The organism is Halothiobacillus sp. DCM-1 (assembly GCF_045689735.1).
GTDB lineage: Bacteria > Pseudomonadota > Gammaproteobacteria > Halothiobacillales > Halothiobacillaceae > Halothiobacillus.
The window spans coordinates 1,420,080-1,440,540 of sequence record NZ_CP142685.1; the positions used below are offsets into that span (position 1 = coordinate 1,420,080).

Below are 20,461 nucleotides of genomic sequence, written 5' to 3' on the forward strand. Positions count from 1 at the left end.
CCATCGAATCAAGAACAGGAGCGAAACCCATGCTGAACTGGAACGAACTAGAGCCGCAAAAAACCCCGATGCGCGCGCCCGCGACCGAATTTTCCGCCCCCGTCCATGCGGCAACGGAACCTGAAGCACACCACCATGCGCAAACCGGACTGGAAGGCATCACGCAAGGCGCTGGCCGTGTCGATGTGTCTGAAAAACGCATCATCAACGCCACCGCCGATGTAAACCAGCTCCTGCCCATGAAATACACCTGGGCCTGGGAAAAATACCTCGCCGGCTGCAACAACCACTGGATGCCGACCGAAGTCTCCATGCAGGCCGACATCGCCCTGTGGAAAGGCCGTGACGGCCTCACCGCCGACGAGCGCGCCATGATCATGCGCAACCTGGGCTTCTTCGCCACCGCAGAAAGCCTGGTCGCCAACAACATCGTGCTGGCCATCTACAAACAGATCACCAACCCCGAATGCCGGCAATACCTGCTGCGCCAGGCCTTTGAAGAAGCGGTACACACCCACACCTTCCAGTACATCGTCGACAGCCTAGGTCTCGCCGAAGGCGAGCTGTTCAACATGTACCGCGAAGTCCCCTCGATCACCGCCAAAGATGCCTGGGCACTCAAATACACCAAAAACCTGGCCGACGGCGATTTCGACACCTCCACCACCGAAGGCGCACAAGACTTCCTGCGCGACCTCGTCGCCTTTTATGTGGTGTTCGAAGGCATGTGGTTCTACACCGGCTTTGCCCAGATCCTCTCCCTGGGTCGGCGCAACAAAATGACCGGTATCGCCGAGCAATACCAATACATCATGCGTGATGAATCCATCCACATGAACTTCGGCATCGATGTCATCAACCAAATCAAGATCGAAAACCCGCAGCTCTGGACTGAATCCTTCAAGCAAGAAATCAGCACCATGCTGCGCGATGCCTGCGAACTGGAAATCGCCTACGCCCGTGACACCATGCCCCACGGCCTGCTCGGCCTGAATGCAGAAATGTGCGCCGAATACCTGCACTTCATCACCAACCGCCGCTGCAACCAGATCGGCCTGGCCGAACTCTTCCCCGGCGCTACCAACCCCTTCCCGTGGATGAGCGAAGTCATCGACCTGAAAAAAGAGAAAAACTTCTTCGAAACCCGAGTCACGGACTACCAAACCGGCGGCGCATTGAGCTGGTAACAGGGGATCGATAAAGAAGACGACAAACCCGCCAAGTGGCGGGTTTTTGTTACGCGGTGCAATGGGAGTGACCGGGAGGGATTATTCAGTTTTCGCCGTTGATCGAACCCAATAACCCCGCATTCAAGGCCCCGGCAGGCTTCGCCTTCGCTCAGCGGCCGACTCACTCCAGCTGCGCACCCATCCCGGAAGCGATCGTTGAACCGTTCAGCGGTTGCCGCGCCGTCCGGCGAAGGCTCGATTGAGGGTATGCGGATCGAGGTATTCGAGCTCGCCCCCGATCGGCACCCCCTGCGCCAGCCGGGTGATCTGCGGCGTGAATGCGGCGGCCTGTTCTTCAATGAAATCCGCCGTGGCCTCGCCTTCAAGGGTGGCGCTCAAGGCGAGGATGAGTTCCTCTACCGGCTGCTCGGCGAGGTGGGCCAGCAACGCGGGCAGGCCGATTTCTTCCGGACCCAGGCCATCAAGCGGGGACAGACGGCCATTGAGCACGAAGTATCGTCCGCGATAGACGCCCGATTGTTCGATGGCCAGCCAGTCGGTGGGCGATTCGACCACGCAAAGCTGTCCGGCATCCCGCTGGCTATCGGTACACACCGGGCAGAGCTCGGTTTCGGACAGAATATGGCATTGGCGGCAGTGTCCGATGCGCGTCAGTGCCGTGGCGAGTGTGCTGACGATGCGCTCGGCGCCCGCCCGATCGCGGGTGAGCAGATGTAACGCCATCCGCTGCGCCGTTTTCTGCCCCACCGAGGGCAGGCGGCGCAACGCTTGAACCAGATCATCGAACGCGGCGGAAAACATCCGTAACGGCGCTTAGAACGGCAGCTTCATGCCCGCAGGCAAATTCATGCCGGCGGTAACGCCCGCCATTTTCTCCTGCTGGTTTTGCTCGACGCGCCGCGCGGCATCGTTGATGGCGGCAGCGATCAGGTCTTCCAGCATTTCTTTGTCGTCCTGCATCAGGCTGTCATCGATGCTGACTCGGCGAACTTCGTGCTTGCCGGTCATGGTGATTTTGACCATGCCGCCGCCCGATTCGCCGGTGACTTCGAGTTTGGCCACTTCTTCCTGCATGCGCTGCATTTTTTCTTGCATCTGCTGCGCCTGCTTCATCAGATTGCCGAGTCCTGCTTTATTGAACATGGGGTTATGCCTCGTGGGTTGTGGGGGCATCGGGTCTGACCCGACGCGGTTGAATCGTGTCTTCCAGTAAGGTGCCACCAGCGTCCTGCAAGACCTGGACGACCGGGTGCTGCCGCATGGCGTCCCGCCGCTCGATGGCCGCCGCGGCCTCAGCCTCTGCCCGGCGCTCGGCGGGTGTCTGCTCTGGCGCGTGGGGGGACGGGGACGGCGCAGCGGAAGCGGTTGGGGCAGCCGTCACCCGGTCGGGGGCGGCGATGACCCACTCGACCGGCCGCGTGCCGATCAACGGGGTGAGCTGCTCGATCAGCTTTTCCCGCATCGTCTTGCTCGCGACTGCTTCATATTCCGCCGCCAGATGCAGGATGATCTTTTGGCCACGCAGTTCCATGCGGCAATGGTCGGCCAATGCCCGGGCGGGCGGGCGAATGTGTTCGACCAACGCATACCACGGGGGAAGCGGCGCATCGCTCTCCGGCGGCAAGGCTTTGCTCTCACCCAGCGGTGGACGGGGAGAAGCCGTCGCCGCCGATGCGGGTTCGGTGGTTGACCGAACCGCCGATGGGTTGGCCGTCACGGGGGGCGGAGTCGCAGATGGCGCCCCGGGGGAAACCGACGGGGCAGCAGCAGCGCGCGGCGGTGCTGGGCTGACGGGTGCTGGGGTCGATGAGGCAGCCAAATGGCTCGGCGCAAAGGCCAGCAGGCGCAGCAGAACCATTTCCAGCCCCAGACGGGCATTCGGCGCATAGGCCATATCCCGCCGTCCCAGGGTGGCGATCTGGTACCAGAGCTGCAAGGTCGCCGCATCGACAGCGAGCAGCGCAGCGGGCGGGGCGATGGAGGCCTCGTCAGGCGATACCTCGGGCAGCCATTGCCGCATGGCGAGTTGGTGAATCGCTTCGATCAGCTGCGTCAGAAAAGTCGGCGGCTCGACTGCCGCATCCAGCGCGGCGCTGGCTGCCGACATCACGCCGAGCGCATCTTCCGCCGCCAGAGCCGCGAGCACGGCCCAGACCTGATCCCGCTGCCCAAGTCCAAGAATTTCCGCCACTTGCGGGGTCCCAAGCCGGCCACCCGTGTAGGCAATGGCCTGATCGAGCAGGCTCAGGGCATCACGCATCGAACCACTAGCCGCCTCGGCCACCAGCCGCAGCGCCGCCGGTTCATGCGGGATGTTTTCTTCAGTCAGCACATGGGTCAGATGGTGTTGAATTTGTGCCACCGGCAGCGGGCGCAGGCTGAATTGCAGGCAACGGGAGAGCACGGTGACCGGCAGTTTCTGCGGATCGGTGGTGGCGAGCAGGAACTTGACATGCGGCGGCGGTTCTTCGAGCGTTTTCAGCAACGCATTGAAGCTCGACTTGGAGAACATGTGCACTTCGTCGATCAGATAGACCTTGAAGCGGCCACGCACAGGGGCGTAATTCACATTGTCGAGCAGCTCACGGGTGTCATCGACGCCCGTGCGGGAGGCCGCATCGACCTCGATTAGATCGACGAATCGCCCTTCGTCGATTTCCCGACAGGCCGCGCAGACGCCACAGGGCGCGCTGGTGACGCCAGTTTCGCAATTGAGTGCCTTGGCAAAAATCCGCGCTACCGTGGTTTTACCCACGCCGCGCGTGCCGGTGAACAGATAGGCATGATGCAGCCGCGACTGATCGAGCGCATTGGTGAGCGCCTGGAGCACATGCCCCTGCCCGACCATCTCCGCGAAGCGTTTTGGCCGCCACTTTCGCGCCAGAACGAGATAACTCATGCCGGTTCAGCCAGATAAGCGACGGCAATGCCGCCGCAGGGAAATGGGGTGGTGCCCTGCACCCGCCGATCTCCGGCACCCAAGGCCACCGTTACCGTTGCTCCCTTCCGGGCCTGGCGGGGTTCACGGCGCATTGTCGCGAAGGGACGAATACAGAACACCATAGAAAATCCTTTAACGCCGATGACGAAAAGGTGGCGCATCGTAGCACGGCAGCGGGCAGGCTGTCACAGGCCGCCGGCAGGCACGAGAATTTCGGCGAGCGCCGCAATCAGCGTTGCATTCTGCGCTGGTGTGCCCACCGTGATCCGCAAGTATTGGTCGATCCGCGGCTTGCGGAAATGCCGCACGATGACCCCGCGTTCACGCAGGCTGGCCGCGATTTTTGCCGCATCTTGCGCCGGGTGGCGGCTGAAGATGAAATTCGCTGCCGAAGGGATCGTCTCGAACCCCAGCTTGGCCATCTCCGCCACCAGCGCCTCGCGGCTGGCCATCACCGCCTGGCGGGTCTGCTGAAAATAAGGCTCATCCGCAAACGAAGCCGCCGCGCCAACAATCGCCAGCCGATCCAGCGGATAGGAGTTGAAACTGTCCTTGACGCGGATCAGCGCCTCGATCAGTTCGGGATGCCCGACCGCAAAGCCCACCCGTAAGCCCGCGAGTGAGCGGGACTTGGACAGGGTCTGGCTCACCAGCAGATTCGGGTAACGGTTGACCAGCGGAATGGCGCTCTCGGCACCAAAATCCACATACGCCTCGTCAATCACCACCACCGAATCGGTGTTCGCCTGCAGCAGCGCCTCGATTTCCGCCAGCGCCAGCGCGCGGCCAGTCGGGGCATTCGGGTTGGGAAAAATAATCCCGCCGTTCGGTTGTGCGTAATCCGCGATGCGGATGGAAAAATCCTCCGCCAGCGGAATGAGGCGATAATCAATCTCATACAAGCCGCAATAAACCGGATAGAAGCTGTAGGTCACATCCGGGAACAGAATCGGCTCGTTATGCTGGAACAGCGCCTGAAAGATAAAGGCCAGCACCTCGTCCGAACCATTACCGACGAATACTTGATTCGTCTGCAAGCCGTGATAGCTGGCAATCGCCTGCTTCAGCGCCGTGCCCTCCGGGTCCGGATACAAACGCAGGCGATCCCCCACCTCCGCTCGAATCGCCTCCAGCACCTTCGGCGACGGGCCGTAGGGGTTCTCGTTGGTATTCAGCTTGGTGAGATTGGCGATCTTCGGCTGCTCACCCGGCACATAGGGCGAGAGGCGGGATACCAGCGGACTCCAGAAACGGCTCATAACAACACCTTCATTTTCCGGCCACCGGCAACCGAAAAACCTTCACGCTCATAAAAGGAAAAAGTTCGCAAGAACTCAGGTAGTGGCGGGGTCGTAACCTCCAATCGCATCCAATGCCGCGCTCTACCCAGTCTTTTTGCATCATCCATCAGCCGCTCACCAACTCCTTGGGATCGGTAGTTTGGTTCAACATACAACTCTGGAATCGTCCCGAAATTTCCTTCCGCATAAAGCGCATAACTCTCGTAAATGGACAGAAAACCGATGGGCTTTACTCCATCCCAAGCGACAAAGACAAAGTATTTGCCCTGTTCAAGGAATCGCTCCAAACGAGTGGCCGTCCTCCCAAGATCGAAGTTGAATGACTGAACACCGGTTGCTTGCATTATTTCGGATAGCAACTGCCCTACGAGCGGAGTGATCGAATGTGCATCCGAAGCCTCTGCCCTCTTAATCAGGATCTCCATCGCCATGCGATGTCAATCCTTCACTCGATACGCCGCCGAGGCCGCATGGGCGAATAGCCCTTCGCCTTCTGCCAGTACACGGGCAATCTTGCCCAATTCCGAAGCGCCTTGCGCGGAGCAGCCAATCAAACTGGAACGCTTCTGGAAGTCATACACGCCGAGCGGCGAGGAAAAGCGCGCGGTGCGCGAGGTGGGCAGTACATGGTTGGGGCCGGCGCAGTAGTCGCCCAGCGCCTCGGCGGTGTAGCGCCCCATAAAGATGGCGCCCGCATGACGGATTTTTCCGGCATAGGCTTCGGCGTCCTCAAGGGACAGTTCGAGGTGCTCGGGCGCGATGAAGTTGATGACCTCGGCAGCTTCATCCAGATCGCGCACATGAATCAGCGCGCCCCGCCCTTCCATCGAGGCACGGATAATTTCGCCGCGCGGCATGATTTCAACCAAGCGGTCAGCGGCGGCGGCCACGGCGTCGAGAAAGGCCGCATCCGGGGAGATGAGGATGGCCTGCGCCTGCTCATCGTGCTCGGCCTGCGAGAATAGATCCATGGCGATCCAGTCCGGATCTGTCTGGCCGTCGCAGACGACCACGATTTCTGAAGGCCCCGCGATCATGTCGATGCCCACCGTGCCATAAACCAGGCGCTTGGCGGTGGCCACGAAGATGTTGCCGGGCCCCGTGATCTTGTCCACCGCCGGGATGGTTTCGGTGCCATAAGCCAACGCGGCCACGGCCTGCGCGCCGCCGATGGTGAACACGCGATCCGCGCCGGCAATACGGCAGGCTGCCAACACCAGATCGTTGAGATCGCCCTGCGGGGCGGGCACGACCACGATCAACTCGGCCACGCCCGCCACCTTGGCCGGAATGGCGTTCATCAGCACGGAGGACGGATAGGCCGCCTTGCCCCCCGGCACATACAGACCCACGCGATCCAGCGGGGTGACCTGCTGGCCAAGCAGGGTGCCGTCCGCCTCGCGGTAGCTCCAGGAGGTGAGTTTCTGGTGCTCGGCATAGCGGCGGATGCGCTCGGCGGCCTGTTCCAGGGCTTCGCGTTGCGGAGCGGGGATGCGTGCCAGCGCTTCGTCCATGCGCGTTGCGGGGATTTCCAACTCGGCCATCGAAGCCGCAGGGAAACGGTCGAAGCGCGCGGTGTATTCCAGCACGGCAGCATCCCCACGCGCGCGCACATCCCGCAGGATGCCCTGCACGGTAGCGAAGACCTGTTCATCAGAAACCGATTCCCAAGCCAGCAGGGCATTAAGCTTGGGGCGGAAGTCGGCATCTACCGTAGAGAATCGTTGAATATTCATGAAATTACCCTTCACTCCAGAAGCAAGGCAACGCGCGTGGCCATCATTCGTTCACGGCGCGGGCGCGGCCTTGTTGAGATAGTCGGATAGATGCGCTGCGAGCGCGGCAATGGCCCCATGCTTGAGCTTGTACGCGGCACGGTTGACGATCAGGCGTGAGGAGATATCGGCCATGTGCAGCAGAGGTTCGAGTCCATTGGCACGCAGGGTGTTGCCGGTATCGACCACATCGACGATGCAATCGGCCAAATCGACCAGCGGTGCCAGTTCCATCGAGCCATACAGTTTGATGAGTTCAATCTGGCGGCCTTGCTCGGCAAAAAAACACTCGGCCGAATGCACGAATTTGGTCGCCACCCGTAAACGCCCCGGCCGGTCGAGACAGCCCGGCCGCCCAGCCACCATCAGCTTACAGCGCGCAATATTGAGATCCAGCAGCTCGAACAGCCCGTCGCCCCCATGCTCCATCAGCACATCTTTGCCCGCCACGCCAATATCTGCCGCGCCATACTGCACATAGGTCGGCACATCGGATGCACGCAAAATCAACAACTTGATCCCCGGATGGTTGGTATCCAGAATCAGCTTGCGGGTCGTTTCCGGATCATCGAGCGGCACAATCCCTGCGTGCGTCAACAACGGCAGGGTATCTTTGAAAATCCGCCCCTTGGAGAGGGCGAGGATCAACGGGGCAGTGTCGGCGGAGGAAGTCATAACCATCGGGACTCGTGAAGCGGTTCAAGCATTGATGCGGGTAATTTGCGCGCCGAGTTTGGCGAGCTTCTCTTCGATGGCCTCGTAGCCACGATCAATATGATAGATGCGGTTGATCAGGGTTTCGCCCTCCGCGACCAGCCCGGCCAGCACCAGACTGGCGGATGCGCGCAGATCCGTCGCCATGATCTGGGCGCCACTGATTTTCGGCAAGCCCTGCACAATCGCGGCATTGCCCTCGATGCGGATATTGGCGCCCATCCGACGCAGTTCCTGCACATGCATGAAGCGGTTCTCAAAAATCGTTTCGACCACGGTGCCCGTGCCCTCGGCGATGGTATTCATGGCCAGAAACTGCGCCTGCATGTCAGTCGGAAACGCAGGATGCGGTGCCGTGCGCACATTGACCGCGCGTGGCCGCTCGCCATTCATGTCGAGCTCGATCCAGTCCGTGCCGGTGGTTATTTTCGCCCCGGCCTCCGTCAGCTTGGCCAACACGGCATCGAGGGTATGCGGCGCGGTATCCCGCAGCCGCACCCGCCCCCCCGTCATGGCTGCCGCCACCAGGTAGGTGCCCGTCTCGATCCGATCCGGCAGGACGCGATAGCGCACCCCACGCAGTGACGAGACGCCCGTGATGGTGATGATGTCCGTTCCCACGCCAGCGATCTGCGCGCCCATGGCATTGAGGAAGTTCGCCAGATCAACGACTTCCGGCTCACGCGCCGCGTTTTCCAGAATCGTTTGACCCTCGGCGAAGACGGCCGCCATCATCAGGTTTTCCGTGCCGGTGACGGTGACCTGATCCATCACGATGCGGGTGCCGACCAGTTTTTTGCCAACCGCCTCGATATAGCCATTTTCGACGGTGATCTCCGCCCCGAGCGCCATCAGGCCATGCAAATGAATATCCACCGGGCGCGAACCAATCGCGCAGCCGCCCGGCAGGGAAACCCGCGCGCGACCGAACCGCGCCAACAACGGCCCCAACACCAGAATCGAGGCGCGCATGGTGCAAACGAGATCATAGGGCGCCACGAAACTGTGGGTACTACTGGCGTCGATCTCGACACTCATTTTGTCGGAGATGGTCAGCGTCACGCCCATGCCACCGAGGAGCTCCATCATGGTGGTCACATCCTGCAGATGCGGCACATTTTCGATGATACAAGGCGTTTCGCACAGCAGCCCAGCGGCCAGAATGGGCAACACCGCGTTTTTCGCCCCGGAAATACGCACATCACCCATGAGGGGCGTTCCCCCTCGAATCAATAATTTATTCATGTTGTCGCGTCGGTCGATGCAGCGGGCGCCCCGGCCGCATGCGACCAACGCCCGGTGGCAGATTCTTGATTGTCCTCAAAGCCCCTCGAAGGGCATCAACGCCGCCAGACCATACAATTCGGCCATGGCGCGCAATGCCTTGGGCGGGTGAGTGTACCTGAGCGCCACCGATCGTGCTTGGGCGCTGGCCTGCCAGCCCAGCAGAAAGGCGACGCCGACCGTATCGACTGCCCGCACCTGTCCGAGCGCAATCTCCAACCGGCTGCCCGGCGCCTGACCTTCGGGCATGGGCAAGGCATGACTCGTCAACGCCTCGATCTGCGGGCGGATCAAATCCCCTTGCACCCGCACGCAACCCGGCATCGAGACGAAGCGCAGCGGTTCCCCCGGCGCATCAACCATTGTTCTGGCTCTTCAAGGTGGCGATCAGGCCGTCGAGCCCCTTGCGTTGAATCACTTCGGCAAAGCTGCCGCGATAGTTGTTGATCAGGCTGATGCCGTCGATCACGACATCGAAGGCCTGCCACTGACCATTGACCAGCGCCACGCGGTAATTCACCGGCACCCGGCCCATATCACCACCCAGCAGATCCGACTCCACCACCAGCTCGCCCGTTTCTGGCCCCGGCTTGGTTCCCGTCACCTTGATGGTTTGGTTGCCCAGTTTGGACAAGGGGCCGGCATAGGTACGCACCAGCAATTGCTGAAACTGCTCGGTGAAGGCGGTTTTCTGCGCGGGTGTGGCCGTGCGCCAGTAGCGCCCCAGCACCAGGCGGCTCATCCGTTCTGAATCGACATGCGGCAGCAGGGTTTTGTTGACGATCGCCAGCAGCGCCGCCGGATCTTTCTGCACGGCGGCCTGCTGCGCCGCAATCTCCTTGATGACGGTGTCGGCGGTCTGTTGCACCATCTGCATGGCCGCCTCAGCGCCCGCCGCCGGTGCCGTTTCCGCTTGCGCGGGCACGCCGCTGAACAGGCCAACGAGGGTAAGAATCAAGGCAAACAAACGGTTCATTGCGGGTAGTCTCCGGTCGCCAGCTTGAGCTCGGCGACTTTCATGTTGTAGTCATTAATCGCACGCAGGTAATCCACCTGGGTTTGGGTATTGCCGGTAACGGACAAGGCCAGCACGCCGCCATCGACCAGCCCCGCCTGGAAATCCAGAAACGAGGAAATCATCCAGCGACGGGACGCCGCACGCGCCTTGTCCAGTGCCGCGATCTGCTGCTTCAGGGATTCGGCGCCGTGATACGCCTCGGAAACCTGATACGGAATGCCGACCTGGGCAAGCTGCGCCTTGGCGACGGCGCCCTGAAGCTGCGCCTCGGCATCGCTGACATTCGCCCGCAGCACGCCCGGATTGAAATCCCATTTCAAGCCGATCACCGGGGTGGCGAGCCCCATATTGAATGGGTCATACAGATACGGGTTGTCGATCCGCTGCCGCCCCGGCGTGTATTGCCCCGCGAGCAGGATGCCCGCATACAGATCCGGGTAATAATCGGCCTTGCGCGCCGCGACATAGGCTCGCAGCGCGGCCAATCCGTTTTGCGCCATCTTCATTTCGGGTCGGTCGTCGAGCGCCTGCTGGGCGAACTGTTGCAGATTGCCGGACGGTAGCGCCACCGGTTCGATATGCGCATCGGCGACGGTCAGTTCATCCTTGATCGGCACGCCGATAATCGTTTTCAGGCCATCGAGCGCCACCGCCTCGACGCCCTGCGCTTCGGCAATATACCGATCAAGCTGACCCAAACCGCTTTGCAGGGCATAGACATCCCGCATCGGCACCTTGCCTTCCTCGGCTTTTTTGGTCAGTGGCGCTTCGGTATCCGCCAGTTGCTGCCGCACGCCCAACAGGAACTGCCGGGTATCCCGAGCGGTGAGGTAGCCGTAATACGCCCGCCGCACGGTCAGCCAGGTTTGCCCCTTGGCCAGCGCGACTTCTTCGGTCTTGAATTTTTTGTTGTACTCCGCCGCCGTGCGGTAATTTTCCAGCTTGCCGAAGGTATAGAGCGGCTGGATGATCGACGCCATGATGCCCGTCGAGACCGTGATGCCATCATTCAGGCTCATGCCATCGCTGCGCAGGGTACAGCCCGGCCCCGCCGCGCAGGTATTCGTGCCGTTGGTGTAAATGCCATTGCTGGCTTTGGGCGCAAGACCGGCATACAGGTTCACACTGGCGCGAACCCCGCCCTCGCCCGCCACTTTCTGGATCAGCGCCTGGGCGGCCGCCACATTCGCGCGTTGTTCTTCGATGCGCGGATCTGCCTGCAAGGCCATCTGCGTGGCCTGTTCGAGCGTGACGGTGACGGCCTCGGCCGCCTGCGCCGCGCCCATCAGGGTCAATCCAATTAACCAGACTCGTTTCATTTTTCTGCTGCCTTGTTGAACAGGAATTTGGAAATCACTTTTTCTAGGATGACTGCGGATTGTGTCATCGTGATTTGGTCCCCATTTTTTAGCACGGCGGTATCGCCGCCGGGTGAAATTTCGATGTATTGCGCGCCCAGTAATCCCGCCGTGTAAATGCTCGCAAAAGAATCTTTCGGGAGGTTGTTATATTTGTTATCGATTTGCATCGTCACCACGGCTTCGAAGGTGGCCGGATCGATGCGGATATTCGAAACCCGCCCGATGGTGACCCCCGCCAGCTTGACGGGCGAACGATTGCTGAGGCCACCGATGTTGTCGAAATCCGCCGTGAGCGTGTAGCCCCGAATACTGCTGCCACTGAAATCGCTCCATTGAAAGGTGAGCGTCAGCAGCGCGACGATTCCGGCCAGCACGAATGCCCCCACCACGATTTCCAAACCCCGTTGCGCATTCATCATCAGGCTCCAAACATCAAAGCGGTCAACATAAAATCCAACCCCAACACCGCTAGCGAACTCAGCACCACGGTGCGGGTGGTCGCCCGGGCGATGCCCGCCGAAGTCGGCTCGGCCGCATACCCTTCAAACACGGCGATCAACCCCACCACAGCGCCGAACACCCCGCTCTTGATCACGCCATTGAGCACATCACTGACCGGCTGCATCTGTTCGCTGATTTGCCCCCAGAATGAGGCGCTATCCACGCCCAGAACCACCACGCCAATCCCATATCCGCCCAGAATCCCGACCAACGAGAACAACCCGGCGAGCAAGGGCATCGAGAACAACGCGGCCCAGAAGCGCGGCGCCACCACGCGGCGCAGCGGATCGACCCCCATCATCTCCATCGCGGCGAGTTGTTCCGTGGTTTTCATCAAAGCAATTTCGGCGGTAATGGCCGAACCGGCACGACCGGCAAACAGCAGCGCCGTGACCACGGGACCGAGTTCCCGCACCAGCGACAAGGCCACCATCACCCCCAGCGATTCGGTTGCATTGAATTTCGAGAGAATGTTGTAGCCCTGCAAGCCCAGCACCAGCCCAACAAACGCGCCGGAAATCAGGATGATGATCAGCGAGAGCACCCCGATGACGAACAGCTCCTGCACGATCAGCCGCGGGCGTGACCAGGCCGGCAGCAAACGCCAGAGTAGCCGCAGCGTAAACAGCGCCATCGCCCCCGTGTGCGCCGCCGCGGCCAGCGCGGATCGGCCAAGCAAGGATAAAAAATCCATCAGCGTCTTCATGCGGAAACACCCAGCCGCTGTGCCAGCGCCTGCCGCGCGGCCTGCGCCCGATCGGAATCTTGATCCGGCGGCTCGCCATTGAGAAATTGCCGCAAAAATGGAATCTCCTGCATCCGCGCCCGCAGGTCATCGGGGCGGCCAACGGCCACGACCTGAGCCTGATCGATGACCACGACCTGATCGGCAATCGAGAAGGTTTCGGCCACATCGTGCGATACGAGCACACTGGTCAGATGCAAGGCCTGATTCAGCGAAGCAATCAGCCGTAGCAGAATGCCGACATTGATCGGGTCTTGGCCGGTGAACGGCTCGTCATACAGCATCAGTTCGGGGTCGAGCGCCAATGCGCGTGCCAGCGCCACCCGCCGCGCCATTCCGCCAGAAAGCTCGGCGGGGCGGAGATTGGCCGCGTCCAACATGCCCACCGCCTGCAACTTGAGCGTCACGACCCGGTCGAGCAGCGCCTCCGGCAGACGGGCGTGTTCCCGCAGGGGAAACGCCACATTGCCCGCCGCCGTCAAATCGGTGAACAGGGCGCCATTCTGGAACAGAAACCCGAGACGCCGCCGCATCGCCAGCAATTGTTCAGGGCGGGCGCGCGCGACATCCAGGCCATCGACCCAGACCTTGCCCCGGCTGGGTTTGATCTGCCCGCCGATCAAACGCAGCAGCGTGGTTTTCCCCGTACCCGACGGCCCCATGACCGCCGTGATCTGCCCGCGCGGAATGCTGAGATCGATGCGGTCGAAAATGCGCTGACGCCCCCGGGAGAAACTCACGCCTTCAAAACGGATATACGGCTCGCTCATCGCACTACCATCCCAGCAAGTCGCGCATCGAGCGAACCTGCTCCAGCAGGGGTACGGCGGCAGCTCCGCCCGTGAGCAGCAGGGCACAGGGCTGCGCGGGCGCCTGCCGGGCAAAATCTTCCAGCGCCTGCCGCAATGCCCGGGGCGACAAGCCCGGCGCAAGCAGCCCCACGCGGGCGCCTTGGGTGGACGCATCCGGCTGCCACGCACCGCCCACCGCCCAGGGCAGCAAAGGCTCGGGCAAGCGGGTCGAATCGGCGGGGAGCGCCTCGCCCAACCACACCCCCAGCACCGGTCGCGGCGCCTCACGGCAGGCAGCGGAAAGCGCAGCGAAATCCACCGCAGCCGGGTCAAGGACGACGGCTTCGGTCATCAGGCACAGATAATTCGCCTGCCAGTCTTCCGGCATCCCCTCGGGATAAAACGCCGCCGCCAGCGCGGGATCGCGCGGATCCGCAAATCCCAGCCGCAATTCAAACCCAACCGGTGGCGCAAACGGAGCCGTCATCGAATTTCTCTCAACAGGCGAAACCCAAGGTTCAGATCAATTTCCTGCTCATGGCGCATTGCCCGTGAAGCGCTGCGGCAGGCTCCCGGCCCATCAAACCAGGACCCGCCCCGCACCACGCGAAAATGCCGGTGCTGCGCGTCCGGGCTGCGAAACGGCATATCGCCCACTCTGGGTGCCGCACGGTAACCATTGCGCCAGTGATCCAGCGTGAATTCCTGCACATTGCCGTGCATTTCAAACAGCCCCCAACCATTCGCGGGCAGGCTGCCCACGCGCACCGGCCGGCTGATGCCACAAATGAACAAGCCTCGGGTGCAATGCAGCCCGCCCGCGCAATTCACTTCTTCGCGGCGGACTTTATCGCCAAAACAGAACAGGCTGTCGGTATCCGCGCGGCAGGCATATTCCCATTCGGCTTCCGTCGGCAGCCGGTACACCTGCCCGGTCTGCTCGCTCAACCAGCGCGCGTAGGCTTCTGCATCCCTCACGGTGACATTGAAGATCGGGAAATCCAGATCACTCCACGAGGCATAGGGACGCGGGCGACGGTGATCGGTCCTCGTCAGAAACTCGTTGTATTGACGACGCGAAACCGCGGTGCGCATGAGCGCAAACGGGCGCGGCAACTCGACTTCATGCCGGGGCATTTCTGCCTGCTGCACCTGATATTCGGTGGCCTTGGCACCCATGACAAATCGACCCGCCGGAATGAACGCCAGCTCGGGCGCCGCCCCGCCCGCCGCCATCGGATCCGCAAAAAAAACCGCCCATCCGCCCTGCGCGGCAGCTTGTGCCTGCCGTGCAGCGGCCGTTGCAAACCGCGCGTCAGGGGCGGCGTCCAGGCGGGAGGAAGGGTGAGTTGCCACGGTCATGGAATGGATCACTGTTAAACGCCCCCGGAGGGGAATAGCAAAATCACGATGAATCAGGTTCGGCGCCTGCGGTTACGGCTTAGCGTAGCAGATGGAATCATAAGCTGGCTAAGTATCCGGCTCGGATCGCAGGCAGGCAATTCAGCGGGGAGTATCCAGAGCGCGGCTGGCTGCTATACTCGCCGCCATTTTCCAGCGTTGCCTAAAGCCCACTCGAAGGAGCCCGCCCGAAGCCCGCAGGGCAGCCATGGCCTCGACTGGTATTCATCATATCGAAATTCCCGCCATCACGAATACTTATGAAGACACATGCCCTCACGGTCGACACGCTGATCCCCATGGCACGCCAGGTGATCGAGATCGAACAGCAGGCCATCGGCGCGCTGGCCGATCGGCTGGATGAATCGTTTGTCACCGCCTGCCGCCTGATGTTGCACTGCGAGGGGCGGGTCATTGTCACCGGCATGGGGAAATCGGGTCATATCGGCGGGAAAATCGCCGCCACGCTGGCGAGTACCGGCACCCCGGCATTTTTCGTGCACCCCGGCGAGGCCAGCCACGGCGATCTCGGCATGATTACCCGGCAGGATGTCGTGCTGGCGCTGTCGAACTCTGGGGAAACCGCCGAGGTGCTGGCCATTCTGCCGGTCATCAAACGACTCGGCGCGCCGCTGATCGCCTTGACCGGCCGCCCGCAATCGACTTTGGCACAGGCCGCGAACGCGCATATCGATGTTGGCGTCGCCCGCGAAGCCTGTCCGTTGAACCTCGCCCCGACGGCCAGCACCACGGCGGCGCTGGTGATGGGCGATGCGCTCGCCGTGGCGCTGCTCGATGCACGGGCGTTCAAACCCGAAGATTTCGCCCTGTCGCATCCCGGCGGCGCCCTGGGGCGGCGGCTGCTGCTGCGCGTGCGCGATGTGATGCACACCGGCGCCGCACTCCCGCGCGTGCGGCTGTTCCAGACGATCAAGCAGGCGTTGATCGTGATTTCCTCCGGCGGACTGGGCATGACGACCGTCGTCGATGACGAAGACCGTTTGCTCGGCCTGTTCACCGATGGGGATTTGCGGCGCATTCTCGATCAGGAGGAATACGACCTCAATCTGCCGATCGAGCGCGTGATGACCCGCAACCCGCGCACCTGTACGGCGGACATGCTCGCTGCCGAGGCACTCAACATCATGGAACGCGACAAGATCAACGGATTGGTGGTCATCGACGAGGCCGAGCGCGTGATCGGCGCCCTGAACATGCACGACCTGCTCCGCGCCGGAGTCGCCTGATGACTTCCGCCGCCCCCGCACTGCTCGCCCGTCTGCGCGCCGTCCGAGCGCTGGTGTTGGATGTCGATGGCATCCTGACGGATGGTCGGCTGCACTTCACCGAACACGGTACCGAGCACAAGGTATTTCATTCGCGCGATGGCCACGGCATCAAGCTCGCGCAACGCATCGGCATCGAAGTGGCCATCATTTCTGGCCGCGCCTCCCCGGCGCTGCATCACCGCGCACAGAACCTCGGGATCTCCCATTGCCTGACCGGCATCGCCCGCAAAGGAGAGGCACTGATCGAACTCTGCGCCACACTGGGGATTCCCCCGGAACACTGCGCGGTCATGGGCGATGATGTGATCGATCTACCCATGCTCCAACGAGCCGGGGTCAGCGCCACGGTGGCCGATGCCCCCGCCGTGATTCGCCATCGGGTAGATTGGGTCACCCGCCTGCCGGGCGGACAGGGGGCGGTGCGGGAATTCATCGAACTGCTCATCGATGCGCAAGACCAGTGGCCGGCGATTCTGGCCGATCACGACCCGCGCGACGCGCGTCCCATCGGTGCGGCATGAACCGGGCGGTGCTGGGACAGACCGCGCTCGCCTTGGGGCTGTTCGGCGTCCTGGGGCTGATGCTCTGGAAAAACTATGGCGAACAACACGGCGCGGCACCCATCGGCCCCGCGCCCTTCGACCAACGCTTCACGGATTTTTCCGCCCGACAATTTACGGCACAGGGCGAACTCAACTGGCTGATCACCGGCGCCCGGCTGGATCATCTCACGGGCGACCGGGGCTACACCGCCCGGGATCTGGATGCCCTGCTCTACTCTTTACGCAGCCCGAAAAGCCCCCCCTGGCATATCCACGCGGATACGGGCACGGCCGACGAAAAACTCAGCGAGATTCACCTCCAGGGCGCCGTGCAAGGCACGCGGGCACCCACGGCTTCGCAGGGTGAACTGCGGTTTACCACGGATGCACTCACGCTCTGGCCGAGCCAAGACCGCGCCGCCAGCACCACGGAATCCACGCTCAGCGAGCTGACCCACACCGGCCAACCGCGCTGGCAAAGTACCGCCCAGAGATTCACGCTCGAATACCAGGCGCAAACACTCACCCAGTCACAGGTCATCGACCGCTATAATCCGCCCCGTGCCGCCCCCGGAGCCTCACCATGATCCGTCCCCGTATTCTGTTTTCCGCCCTGGTCTTCAGCAGCCTCTGTGCCCTGCCGACCGGCAGTTTCGCCGCCAAGGCCGACCGGCAGCAGCCGATCGATGTCACCGCCAACGCCAAAGTCACCGATTACAAAAACGGCACCAGCACCTACACCGGCCATGTGGTGATCACGCAGGGCAGCCTGAAAGCGACCGGCGACGAAGCCGTGGTCTATATCAAAGACGGCCAACTCACCCGCGCGGTGCTCAGCGGCAACCCGGCCACCTTCCAGGAACTGGATGACAAGGGGCAGCTTGTCAAAGGCCATGCGAACAACGCCAACTATCTCGCCACGCAACAAACGGTGATCCTGACCGGCGACGCCGAATTGGAGCGCGCCGGCGACACTCTCGCCTCACCGCTCATCACTTATGACATGGCCGCCGAAGTCGTCAAGGCGGGCGGCAAGCAAGGCGGCGAGCGGGTGCATGTCGTCATCCAGCCGCGTAAAACCGGCGCAGACGCCAAAGACAACGCCCCGGAAAAACCCACCACGAAACCGGCACCATGACCGCCCCAGCCCCGCTGCTCGAAGTTGAATCTCTGGTCAAACATTACGGCGCCCGCGCCGTCGTGCAGGGGGTTTCCTTGCGGGTATCTGCCGGCGAGGTCGTGGGGCTGCTCGGCCCGAATGGCGCGGGCAAAACCACCAGTTTTTACATGATTGCGGGACTGGTCGCCGCCGATCAGGGACAAATCTGGCTGGAAGGCCACGACATCACCCTGATGCCCGTCGATCAACGGGCGGCACGGGGACTCGGTTATCTGCCGCAAGAAGCCTCAGTCTTTCGTAAACTCACCGTCGAACAAAACATCCTGGGCGTGCTCGAATTGCGGCAGGATCTCTCTCCCACCGAGCGGCAAAAACACCTGGAAGACCTGCTGCTCGAGTTGCACATCCGCACGCTGCGCCATACGCCAGGGCAGGCGCTTTCCGGCGGTGAACGGCGGCGGGTCGAAATTGCCCGGGCACTGGCGGGCAATCCGAAGGTGATGCTGCTCGACGAACCCTTCGCCGGGGTGGATCCCATTTCCGTCATCGACATCCAGCGCATCATCGAGCACCTGCGCGATCGCGGGATTGCCGTACTCATCACCGACCACAATGTGCGGGAAACCCTGGGCGTCTGCGCCCGCGCCTACATTGTGTCGGATGGCAAAATCCTCGCCGAAGGCAGCCCGCAAGCGATTCTGGAAAATCCCCAAGTCCGTGCGGTGTATCTGGGCGAACATTTCTCCCTGTGATACCGGCACGCCGCTCCACTGCGCCCCGCTTGCCGTCCCCAGCGCACCGTCCTCGGCGGCATCCCGCCGCGTCCGGCTGGTCGTCCACCCACGAATTCGCTACACTGCGTGACATGTTGATGAACCCCACACCGTCTGTGCGCACAAGCTCTCGGCACGCCATTGCGGCGGTGGGGCGTCGCGCGCGGCGGATCATGATGTTCGAGGCATCCGCGTGAAACCGGGACTGGAGTTACGGCTCGGCCAATCCCTGGCCATGACGCCCCAGTTGCAGCAGTCGATTCGCTTGCTGCAACTCTCGACCCTGGAACTCTCCCTCGAAATCCAGCAAGCCATCGAAAACAATCCCTTGCTGGAATTTGCCGAAGAAGATGACTTTGGCGGTACCCAGGACGGGCTGAGCGAAGCGGCCGAAACCCCGCTGGAATATGCGGCGCCGGAAGACCCCAGCACACTGGCGGGCGAATCGCTGCTGGAGCCGACGGAAAGCAGGCAAGACGCCGACGAACCCTTTGAAATCGACACCCGCTGGGAAGATTTTTACGAATCCGACGGCAGCACGGCCTTCAGTGCCGCCGAACAAAATTTCGACGAATACGATCCCTATGCCACCACCAGCAGCGGCAGTGAATCGCTGCGCGATCATCTACTCAGTCAGATTCATCTCACCGCCCTCAGCGCGCGGGATACCGCCATCGCCACGGCGCTGATCGAATCGATCGATGCCACGGGTTATCTGGTCGAACCGCTGGACGAACTGCTCGCCCTGCTGGAACCCGAGTGGCCCGATCTCACCGAAGCCGAACTGCTGGCCGTGCTGCATCTCGTGCAATCCCTCGACCCCACCGGGGTCGGCGCGCGCGACCTCAATGAATGCCTCAGTCTGCAACTGCAATCGCTGCCCGAGGACACCCCGCACCGCGGCACGGCGCTCGCGCTATGCCAGAAGAACCTCATGCCGGCAATCGCCGAGCGCGAATATGCCTTCGTCCTCAAACAGCTCCAAATCCATCAGGCCGATCTCGAAGCGGCGCTGAAACTGATCCAGACACTCAATCCCCGGCCGGGTGCCGCCGTTGGCAGCACGGCGGCGGATTTCGTGATCCCCGATGTCATCGTTCGCCACCGCGAAGGCGCGTGGCAGGTCGATCTCAACCCGGAAATCGCCCCCAAGCTGCGCGTGAACCAAACCTACGCCCGCATGATCAGCCGCAGTTCACGCGGCGAGGATGCCAACTACATCCGCAGCCATTTGCAAGAAGCGCGATGGTTCATCAAAAGCCTGCGCAGCCGGAATGAAACCCTGCTCAATGTGGCGCGCGCCATCGTTGCCCGGCAAACCGATTTTTTCGAACAGGGCGAAACCGGCATGAAGCCGCTCGTGCTACGGGAAATCGCCGAAGAACTCTCCCTGCACGAATCCACCGTCAGTCGTGTCACCACACAAAAATACATGCTCACCCCACGGGGCACGCTGGAGTTCAAGTACTTTTTCTCCAGCCATGTAGGCACGAGTGACGGCGGCGAATGTTCTGCAACCGCGATTCGTGCCATGATCAAGAAACTCGTCAGCGAAGAGAGTCCAAGAAAACCCTTGTCGGATGCCAAAATTGCCGACATGCTGACAGCACAAGGCATCGATGTCGCCCGGCGCACGATTGCCAAATACCGCGAGGCGATGGGGATTGCCTCGTCCACAGACCGTAAACGCCTGATATAAAAGGCAAAGGAGAAAA

Annotated in this window: 23 protein-coding genes and 1 other RNA gene; 7 read left to right on the forward strand and 17 right to left on the reverse strand. The window is 61.9% G+C overall.

Annotation, left to right across the window (positions count from 1 at the left end):
* Window positions 1–29: 29 nt before the first annotated feature.
* Entirely contained in the window at window positions 30–1,187 is a 1,158-nt protein-coding gene (locus tag VOI35_RS06635) for a ribonucleotide-diphosphate reductase subunit beta (protein WP_407275283.1), read from the forward strand.
* Window positions 1,188–1,394: 207 nt separating this feature from the next.
* Here VOI35_RS06635 and recR read toward each other — a convergent pair whose 3' ends face one another.
* From recR to VOI35_RS06720, 17 genes are all read right to left on the reverse strand, one after another.
* Window positions 1,395–1,991 (reverse strand): recombination mediator RecR, encoded by a 597-nt coding sequence (gene recR, locus VOI35_RS06640; RefSeq protein WP_407275284.1) that lies wholly within the window; start codon window positions 1,989–1,991, stop codon window positions 1,395–1,397.
* A 12-nt stretch (window positions 1,992–2,003) separates the two neighbouring features.
* Window positions 2,004–2,333: a YbaB/EbfC family nucleoid-associated protein gene (locus VOI35_RS06645; protein WP_407275285.1), complete on the reverse strand. Its 330-nt coding sequence runs from the start codon at window positions 2,331–2,333 to the stop codon at window positions 2,004–2,006.
* A 4-nt stretch (window positions 2,334–2,337) separates the two neighbouring features.
* A complete protein-coding gene (gene dnaX / locus VOI35_RS06650; RefSeq protein WP_407275286.1) occupies window positions 2,338–4,089 on the reverse strand; it encodes a DNA polymerase III subunit gamma/tau in 1,752 nt (583 codons plus the stop codon).
* Between the two features lie 56 nt (window positions 4,090–4,145).
* Window positions 4,146–4,242, reverse strand: an RNA gene (gene ffs / locus VOI35_RS06655) — signal recognition particle sRNA small type.
* Window positions 4,243–4,316: 74 nt separating this feature from the next.
* Window positions 4,317–5,390 carry a histidinol-phosphate transaminase gene (gene hisC / locus VOI35_RS06660; protein WP_407275287.1) on the reverse strand — a complete coding sequence of 358 codons (1,074 nt, stop codon included), beginning with the start codon at window positions 5,388–5,390 and terminating at the stop codon, window positions 4,317–4,319.
* On the reverse strand, window positions 5,387–5,863 hold the full coding sequence (locus tag VOI35_RS06665; protein WP_407275288.1) for a GNAT family N-acetyltransferase: 477 nt from the start codon (window positions 5,861–5,863) through the stop codon (window positions 5,387–5,389). The genes hisC and VOI35_RS06665 overlap by 4 nt, the downstream gene beginning before the upstream one ends.
* Window positions 5,864–5,869: 6 nt before the next feature.
* Window positions 5,870–7,168, reverse strand: coding sequence for a histidinol dehydrogenase (hisD, locus tag VOI35_RS06670; RefSeq protein WP_407275289.1), 1,299 nt, complete (start codon window positions 7,166–7,168; stop codon window positions 5,870–5,872).
* A 51-nt stretch (window positions 7,169–7,219) separates the two neighbouring features.
* Window positions 7,220–7,882 (reverse strand): ATP phosphoribosyltransferase, encoded by a 663-nt coding sequence (hisG, locus tag VOI35_RS06675; RefSeq protein WP_407275290.1) that lies wholly within the window; start codon window positions 7,880–7,882, stop codon window positions 7,220–7,222.
* A gap of 24 nt (window positions 7,883–7,906) precedes the next feature.
* Complete coding sequence (murA, locus tag VOI35_RS06680; RefSeq protein ID WP_407275291.1) at window positions 7,907–9,166, reverse strand: UDP-N-acetylglucosamine 1-carboxyvinyltransferase; 1,260 nt, start codon at window positions 9,164–9,166, stop codon at window positions 7,907–7,909.
* A 75-nt stretch (window positions 9,167–9,241) separates the two neighbouring features.
* A complete protein-coding gene (locus VOI35_RS06685) occupies window positions 9,242–9,568 on the reverse strand; it encodes a lipid asymmetry maintenance protein MlaB (RefSeq protein ID WP_407275292.1) in 327 nt (108 codons plus the stop codon).
* Window positions 9,561–10,181, reverse strand: a complete 621-nt coding sequence (locus VOI35_RS06690) for a phospholipid-binding protein MlaC (RefSeq protein ID WP_407275293.1) — start codon at window positions 10,179–10,181, stop codon at window positions 9,561–9,563. The genes VOI35_RS06685 and VOI35_RS06690 overlap by 8 nt, the downstream gene beginning before the upstream one ends.
* Entirely contained in the window at window positions 10,178–11,542 is a 1,365-nt protein-coding gene (locus VOI35_RS06695) for a TolC family protein (protein WP_407275294.1), read from the reverse strand. The genes VOI35_RS06690 and VOI35_RS06695 overlap by 4 nt, the downstream gene beginning before the upstream one ends.
* Entirely contained in the window at window positions 11,539–12,000 is a 462-nt protein-coding gene (mlaD, locus tag VOI35_RS06700) for an outer membrane lipid asymmetry maintenance protein MlaD (protein ID WP_407276808.1), read from the reverse strand. The genes VOI35_RS06695 and mlaD overlap by 4 nt, the downstream gene beginning before the upstream one ends.
* Before the next feature lie 2 nt (window positions 12,001–12,002).
* Complete coding sequence (mlaE, locus tag VOI35_RS06705) at window positions 12,003–12,791, reverse strand: lipid asymmetry maintenance ABC transporter permease subunit MlaE (protein WP_407275295.1); 789 nt, start codon at window positions 12,789–12,791, stop codon at window positions 12,003–12,005.
* On the reverse strand, window positions 12,788–13,600 hold the full coding sequence (locus VOI35_RS06710; RefSeq protein ID WP_407275296.1) for an ABC transporter ATP-binding protein: 813 nt from the start codon (window positions 13,598–13,600) through the stop codon (window positions 12,788–12,790). Before VOI35_RS06710 ends, mlaE begins: the two co-directional genes overlap by 4 nt.
* Window positions 13,601–13,604: 4 nt before the next feature.
* Window positions 13,605–14,108, reverse strand: a complete 504-nt coding sequence (locus VOI35_RS06715; protein ID WP_407275297.1) for a hypothetical protein — start codon at window positions 14,106–14,108, stop codon at window positions 13,605–13,607.
* The gene (locus VOI35_RS06720; protein WP_407275298.1) at window positions 14,105–14,983 is read right to left on the reverse strand and encodes a formylglycine-generating enzyme family protein; all 879 of its coding nucleotides are present in this window, start codon (window positions 14,981–14,983) and stop codon (window positions 14,105–14,107) included. The genes VOI35_RS06715 and VOI35_RS06720 overlap by 4 nt, the downstream gene beginning before the upstream one ends.
* A gap of 299 nt (window positions 14,984–15,282) precedes the next feature.
* On the opposite strand from VOI35_RS06720, the gene VOI35_RS06725 reads away from it, so the two are divergent.
* The 6 genes from VOI35_RS06725 (at window position 15,283) to VOI35_RS06750 (ending at window position 20,445) form a co-directional block, all read left to right on the forward strand.
* Entirely contained in the window at window positions 15,283–16,269 is a 987-nt protein-coding gene (locus VOI35_RS06725; RefSeq protein ID WP_407275299.1) for an SIS domain-containing protein, read from the forward strand.
* Window positions 16,269–16,832, forward strand: coding sequence for a KdsC family phosphatase (locus VOI35_RS06730; RefSeq protein ID WP_407275300.1), 564 nt, complete (start codon window positions 16,269–16,271; stop codon window positions 16,830–16,832). The genes VOI35_RS06725 and VOI35_RS06730 overlap by 1 nt, the downstream gene beginning before the upstream one ends.
* Window positions 16,829–17,440, forward strand: a complete 612-nt coding sequence (gene lptC, locus VOI35_RS06735) for an LPS export ABC transporter periplasmic protein LptC (protein ID WP_407275301.1) — start codon at window positions 16,829–16,831, stop codon at window positions 17,438–17,440. The genes VOI35_RS06730 and lptC overlap by 4 nt, the downstream gene beginning before the upstream one ends.
* Window positions 17,437–17,991 carry a lipopolysaccharide transport periplasmic protein LptA gene (lptA, locus tag VOI35_RS06740; protein WP_407275302.1) on the forward strand — a complete coding sequence of 185 codons (555 nt, stop codon included), beginning with the start codon at window positions 17,437–17,439 and terminating at the stop codon, window positions 17,989–17,991. The genes lptC and lptA overlap by 4 nt, the downstream gene beginning before the upstream one ends.
* The gene (gene lptB / locus VOI35_RS06745; RefSeq protein ID WP_407275303.1) at window positions 17,988–18,725 is read left to right on the forward strand and encodes an LPS export ABC transporter ATP-binding protein; all 738 of its coding nucleotides are present in this window, start codon (window positions 17,988–17,990) and stop codon (window positions 18,723–18,725) included. Before lptA ends, lptB begins: the two co-directional genes overlap by 4 nt.
* Before the next feature lie 214 nt (window positions 18,726–18,939).
* Entirely contained in the window at window positions 18,940–20,445 is a 1,506-nt protein-coding gene (locus VOI35_RS06750; protein ID WP_407275304.1) for an RNA polymerase factor sigma-54, read from the forward strand.
* The last annotated feature ends 16 nt before the right edge of the window (window positions 20,446–20,461 follow it).

What these genes read in the sequence shown, in the direction of transcription:
- mlaE (WP_407275295.1), bottom strand. Translation starts at nt 12,791, where the DNA reads ATGAAGACGCTGATGGATTTTTTATCCTTGCTTGGCCGATCCGCGCTG.
- VOI35_RS06690 (WP_407275293.1), bottom strand. Translation starts at nt 10,181, where the DNA reads ATGAACCGTTTGTTTGCCTTGATTCTTACCCTCGTTGGCCTGTTCAGC.
- VOI35_RS06695 (WP_407275294.1), bottom strand. Translation starts at nt 11,542, where the DNA reads ATGAAACGAGTCTGGTTAATTGGATTGACCCTGATGGGCGCGGCGCAG.
- lptB (WP_407275303.1), top strand. Translation starts at nt 17,988, where the DNA reads ATGACCGCCCCAGCCCCGCTGCTCGAAGTTGAATCTCTGGTCAAACAT.
- lptA (WP_407275302.1), top strand. Translation starts at nt 17,437, where the DNA reads ATGATCCGTCCCCGTATTCTGTTTTCCGCCCTGGTCTTCAGCAGCCTC.
- murA (WP_407275291.1), bottom strand. Translation starts at nt 9,166, where the DNA reads ATGAATAAATTATTGATTCGAGGGGGAACGCCCCTCATGGGTGATGTG.
- VOI35_RS06730 (WP_407275300.1), top strand. Translation starts at nt 16,269, where the DNA reads ATGACTTCCGCCGCCCCCGCACTGCTCGCCCGTCTGCGCGCCGTCCGA.
- VOI35_RS06715 (WP_407275297.1), bottom strand. Translation starts at nt 14,108, where the DNA reads ATGACGGCTCCGTTTGCGCCACCGGTTGGGTTTGAATTGCGGCTGGGA.
- VOI35_RS06645 (WP_407275285.1), bottom strand. Translation starts at nt 2,333, where the DNA reads ATGTTCAATAAAGCAGGACTCGGCAATCTGATGAAGCAGGCGCAGCAG.
- lptC (WP_407275301.1), top strand. Translation starts at nt 16,829, where the DNA reads ATGAACCGGGCGGTGCTGGGACAGACCGCGCTCGCCTTGGGGCTGTTC.
- hisC (WP_407275287.1), bottom strand. Translation starts at nt 5,390, where the DNA reads ATGAGCCGTTTCTGGAGTCCGCTGGTATCCCGCCTCTCGCCCTATGTG.
- VOI35_RS06665 (WP_407275288.1), bottom strand. Translation starts at nt 5,863, where the DNA reads ATGGCGATGGAGATCCTGATTAAGAGGGCAGAGGCTTCGGATGCACAT.
- hisG (WP_407275290.1), bottom strand. Translation starts at nt 7,882, where the DNA reads ATGACTTCCTCCGCCGACACTGCCCCGTTGATCCTCGCCCTCTCCAAG.
- VOI35_RS06635 (WP_407275283.1), top strand. Translation starts at nt 30, where the DNA reads ATGCTGAACTGGAACGAACTAGAGCCGCAAAAAACCCCGATGCGCGCG.
- VOI35_RS06685 (WP_407275292.1), bottom strand. Translation starts at nt 9,568, where the DNA reads ATGGTTGATGCGCCGGGGGAACCGCTGCGCTTCGTCTCGATGCCGGGT.
- VOI35_RS06725 (WP_407275299.1), top strand. Translation starts at nt 15,283, where the DNA reads ATGAAGACACATGCCCTCACGGTCGACACGCTGATCCCCATGGCACGC.
- mlaD (WP_407276808.1), bottom strand. Translation starts at nt 12,000, where the DNA reads ATGAATGCGCAACGGGGTTTGGAAATCGTGGTGGGGGCATTCGTGCTG.
- VOI35_RS06710 (WP_407275296.1), bottom strand. Translation starts at nt 13,600, where the DNA reads ATGAGCGAGCCGTATATCCGTTTTGAAGGCGTGAGTTTCTCCCGGGGG.
- recR (WP_407275284.1), bottom strand. Translation starts at nt 1,991, where the DNA reads ATGTTTTCCGCCGCGTTCGATGATCTGGTTCAAGCGTTGCGCCGCCTG.
- hisD (WP_407275289.1), bottom strand. Translation starts at nt 7,168, where the DNA reads ATGAATATTCAACGATTCTCTACGGTAGATGCCGACTTCCGCCCCAAG.
- dnaX (WP_407275286.1), bottom strand. Translation starts at nt 4,089, where the DNA reads ATGAGTTATCTCGTTCTGGCGCGAAAGTGGCGGCCAAAACGCTTCGCG.
- VOI35_RS06720 (WP_407275298.1), bottom strand. Translation starts at nt 14,983, where the DNA reads ATGACCGTGGCAACTCACCCTTCCTCCCGCCTGGACGCCGCCCCTGAC.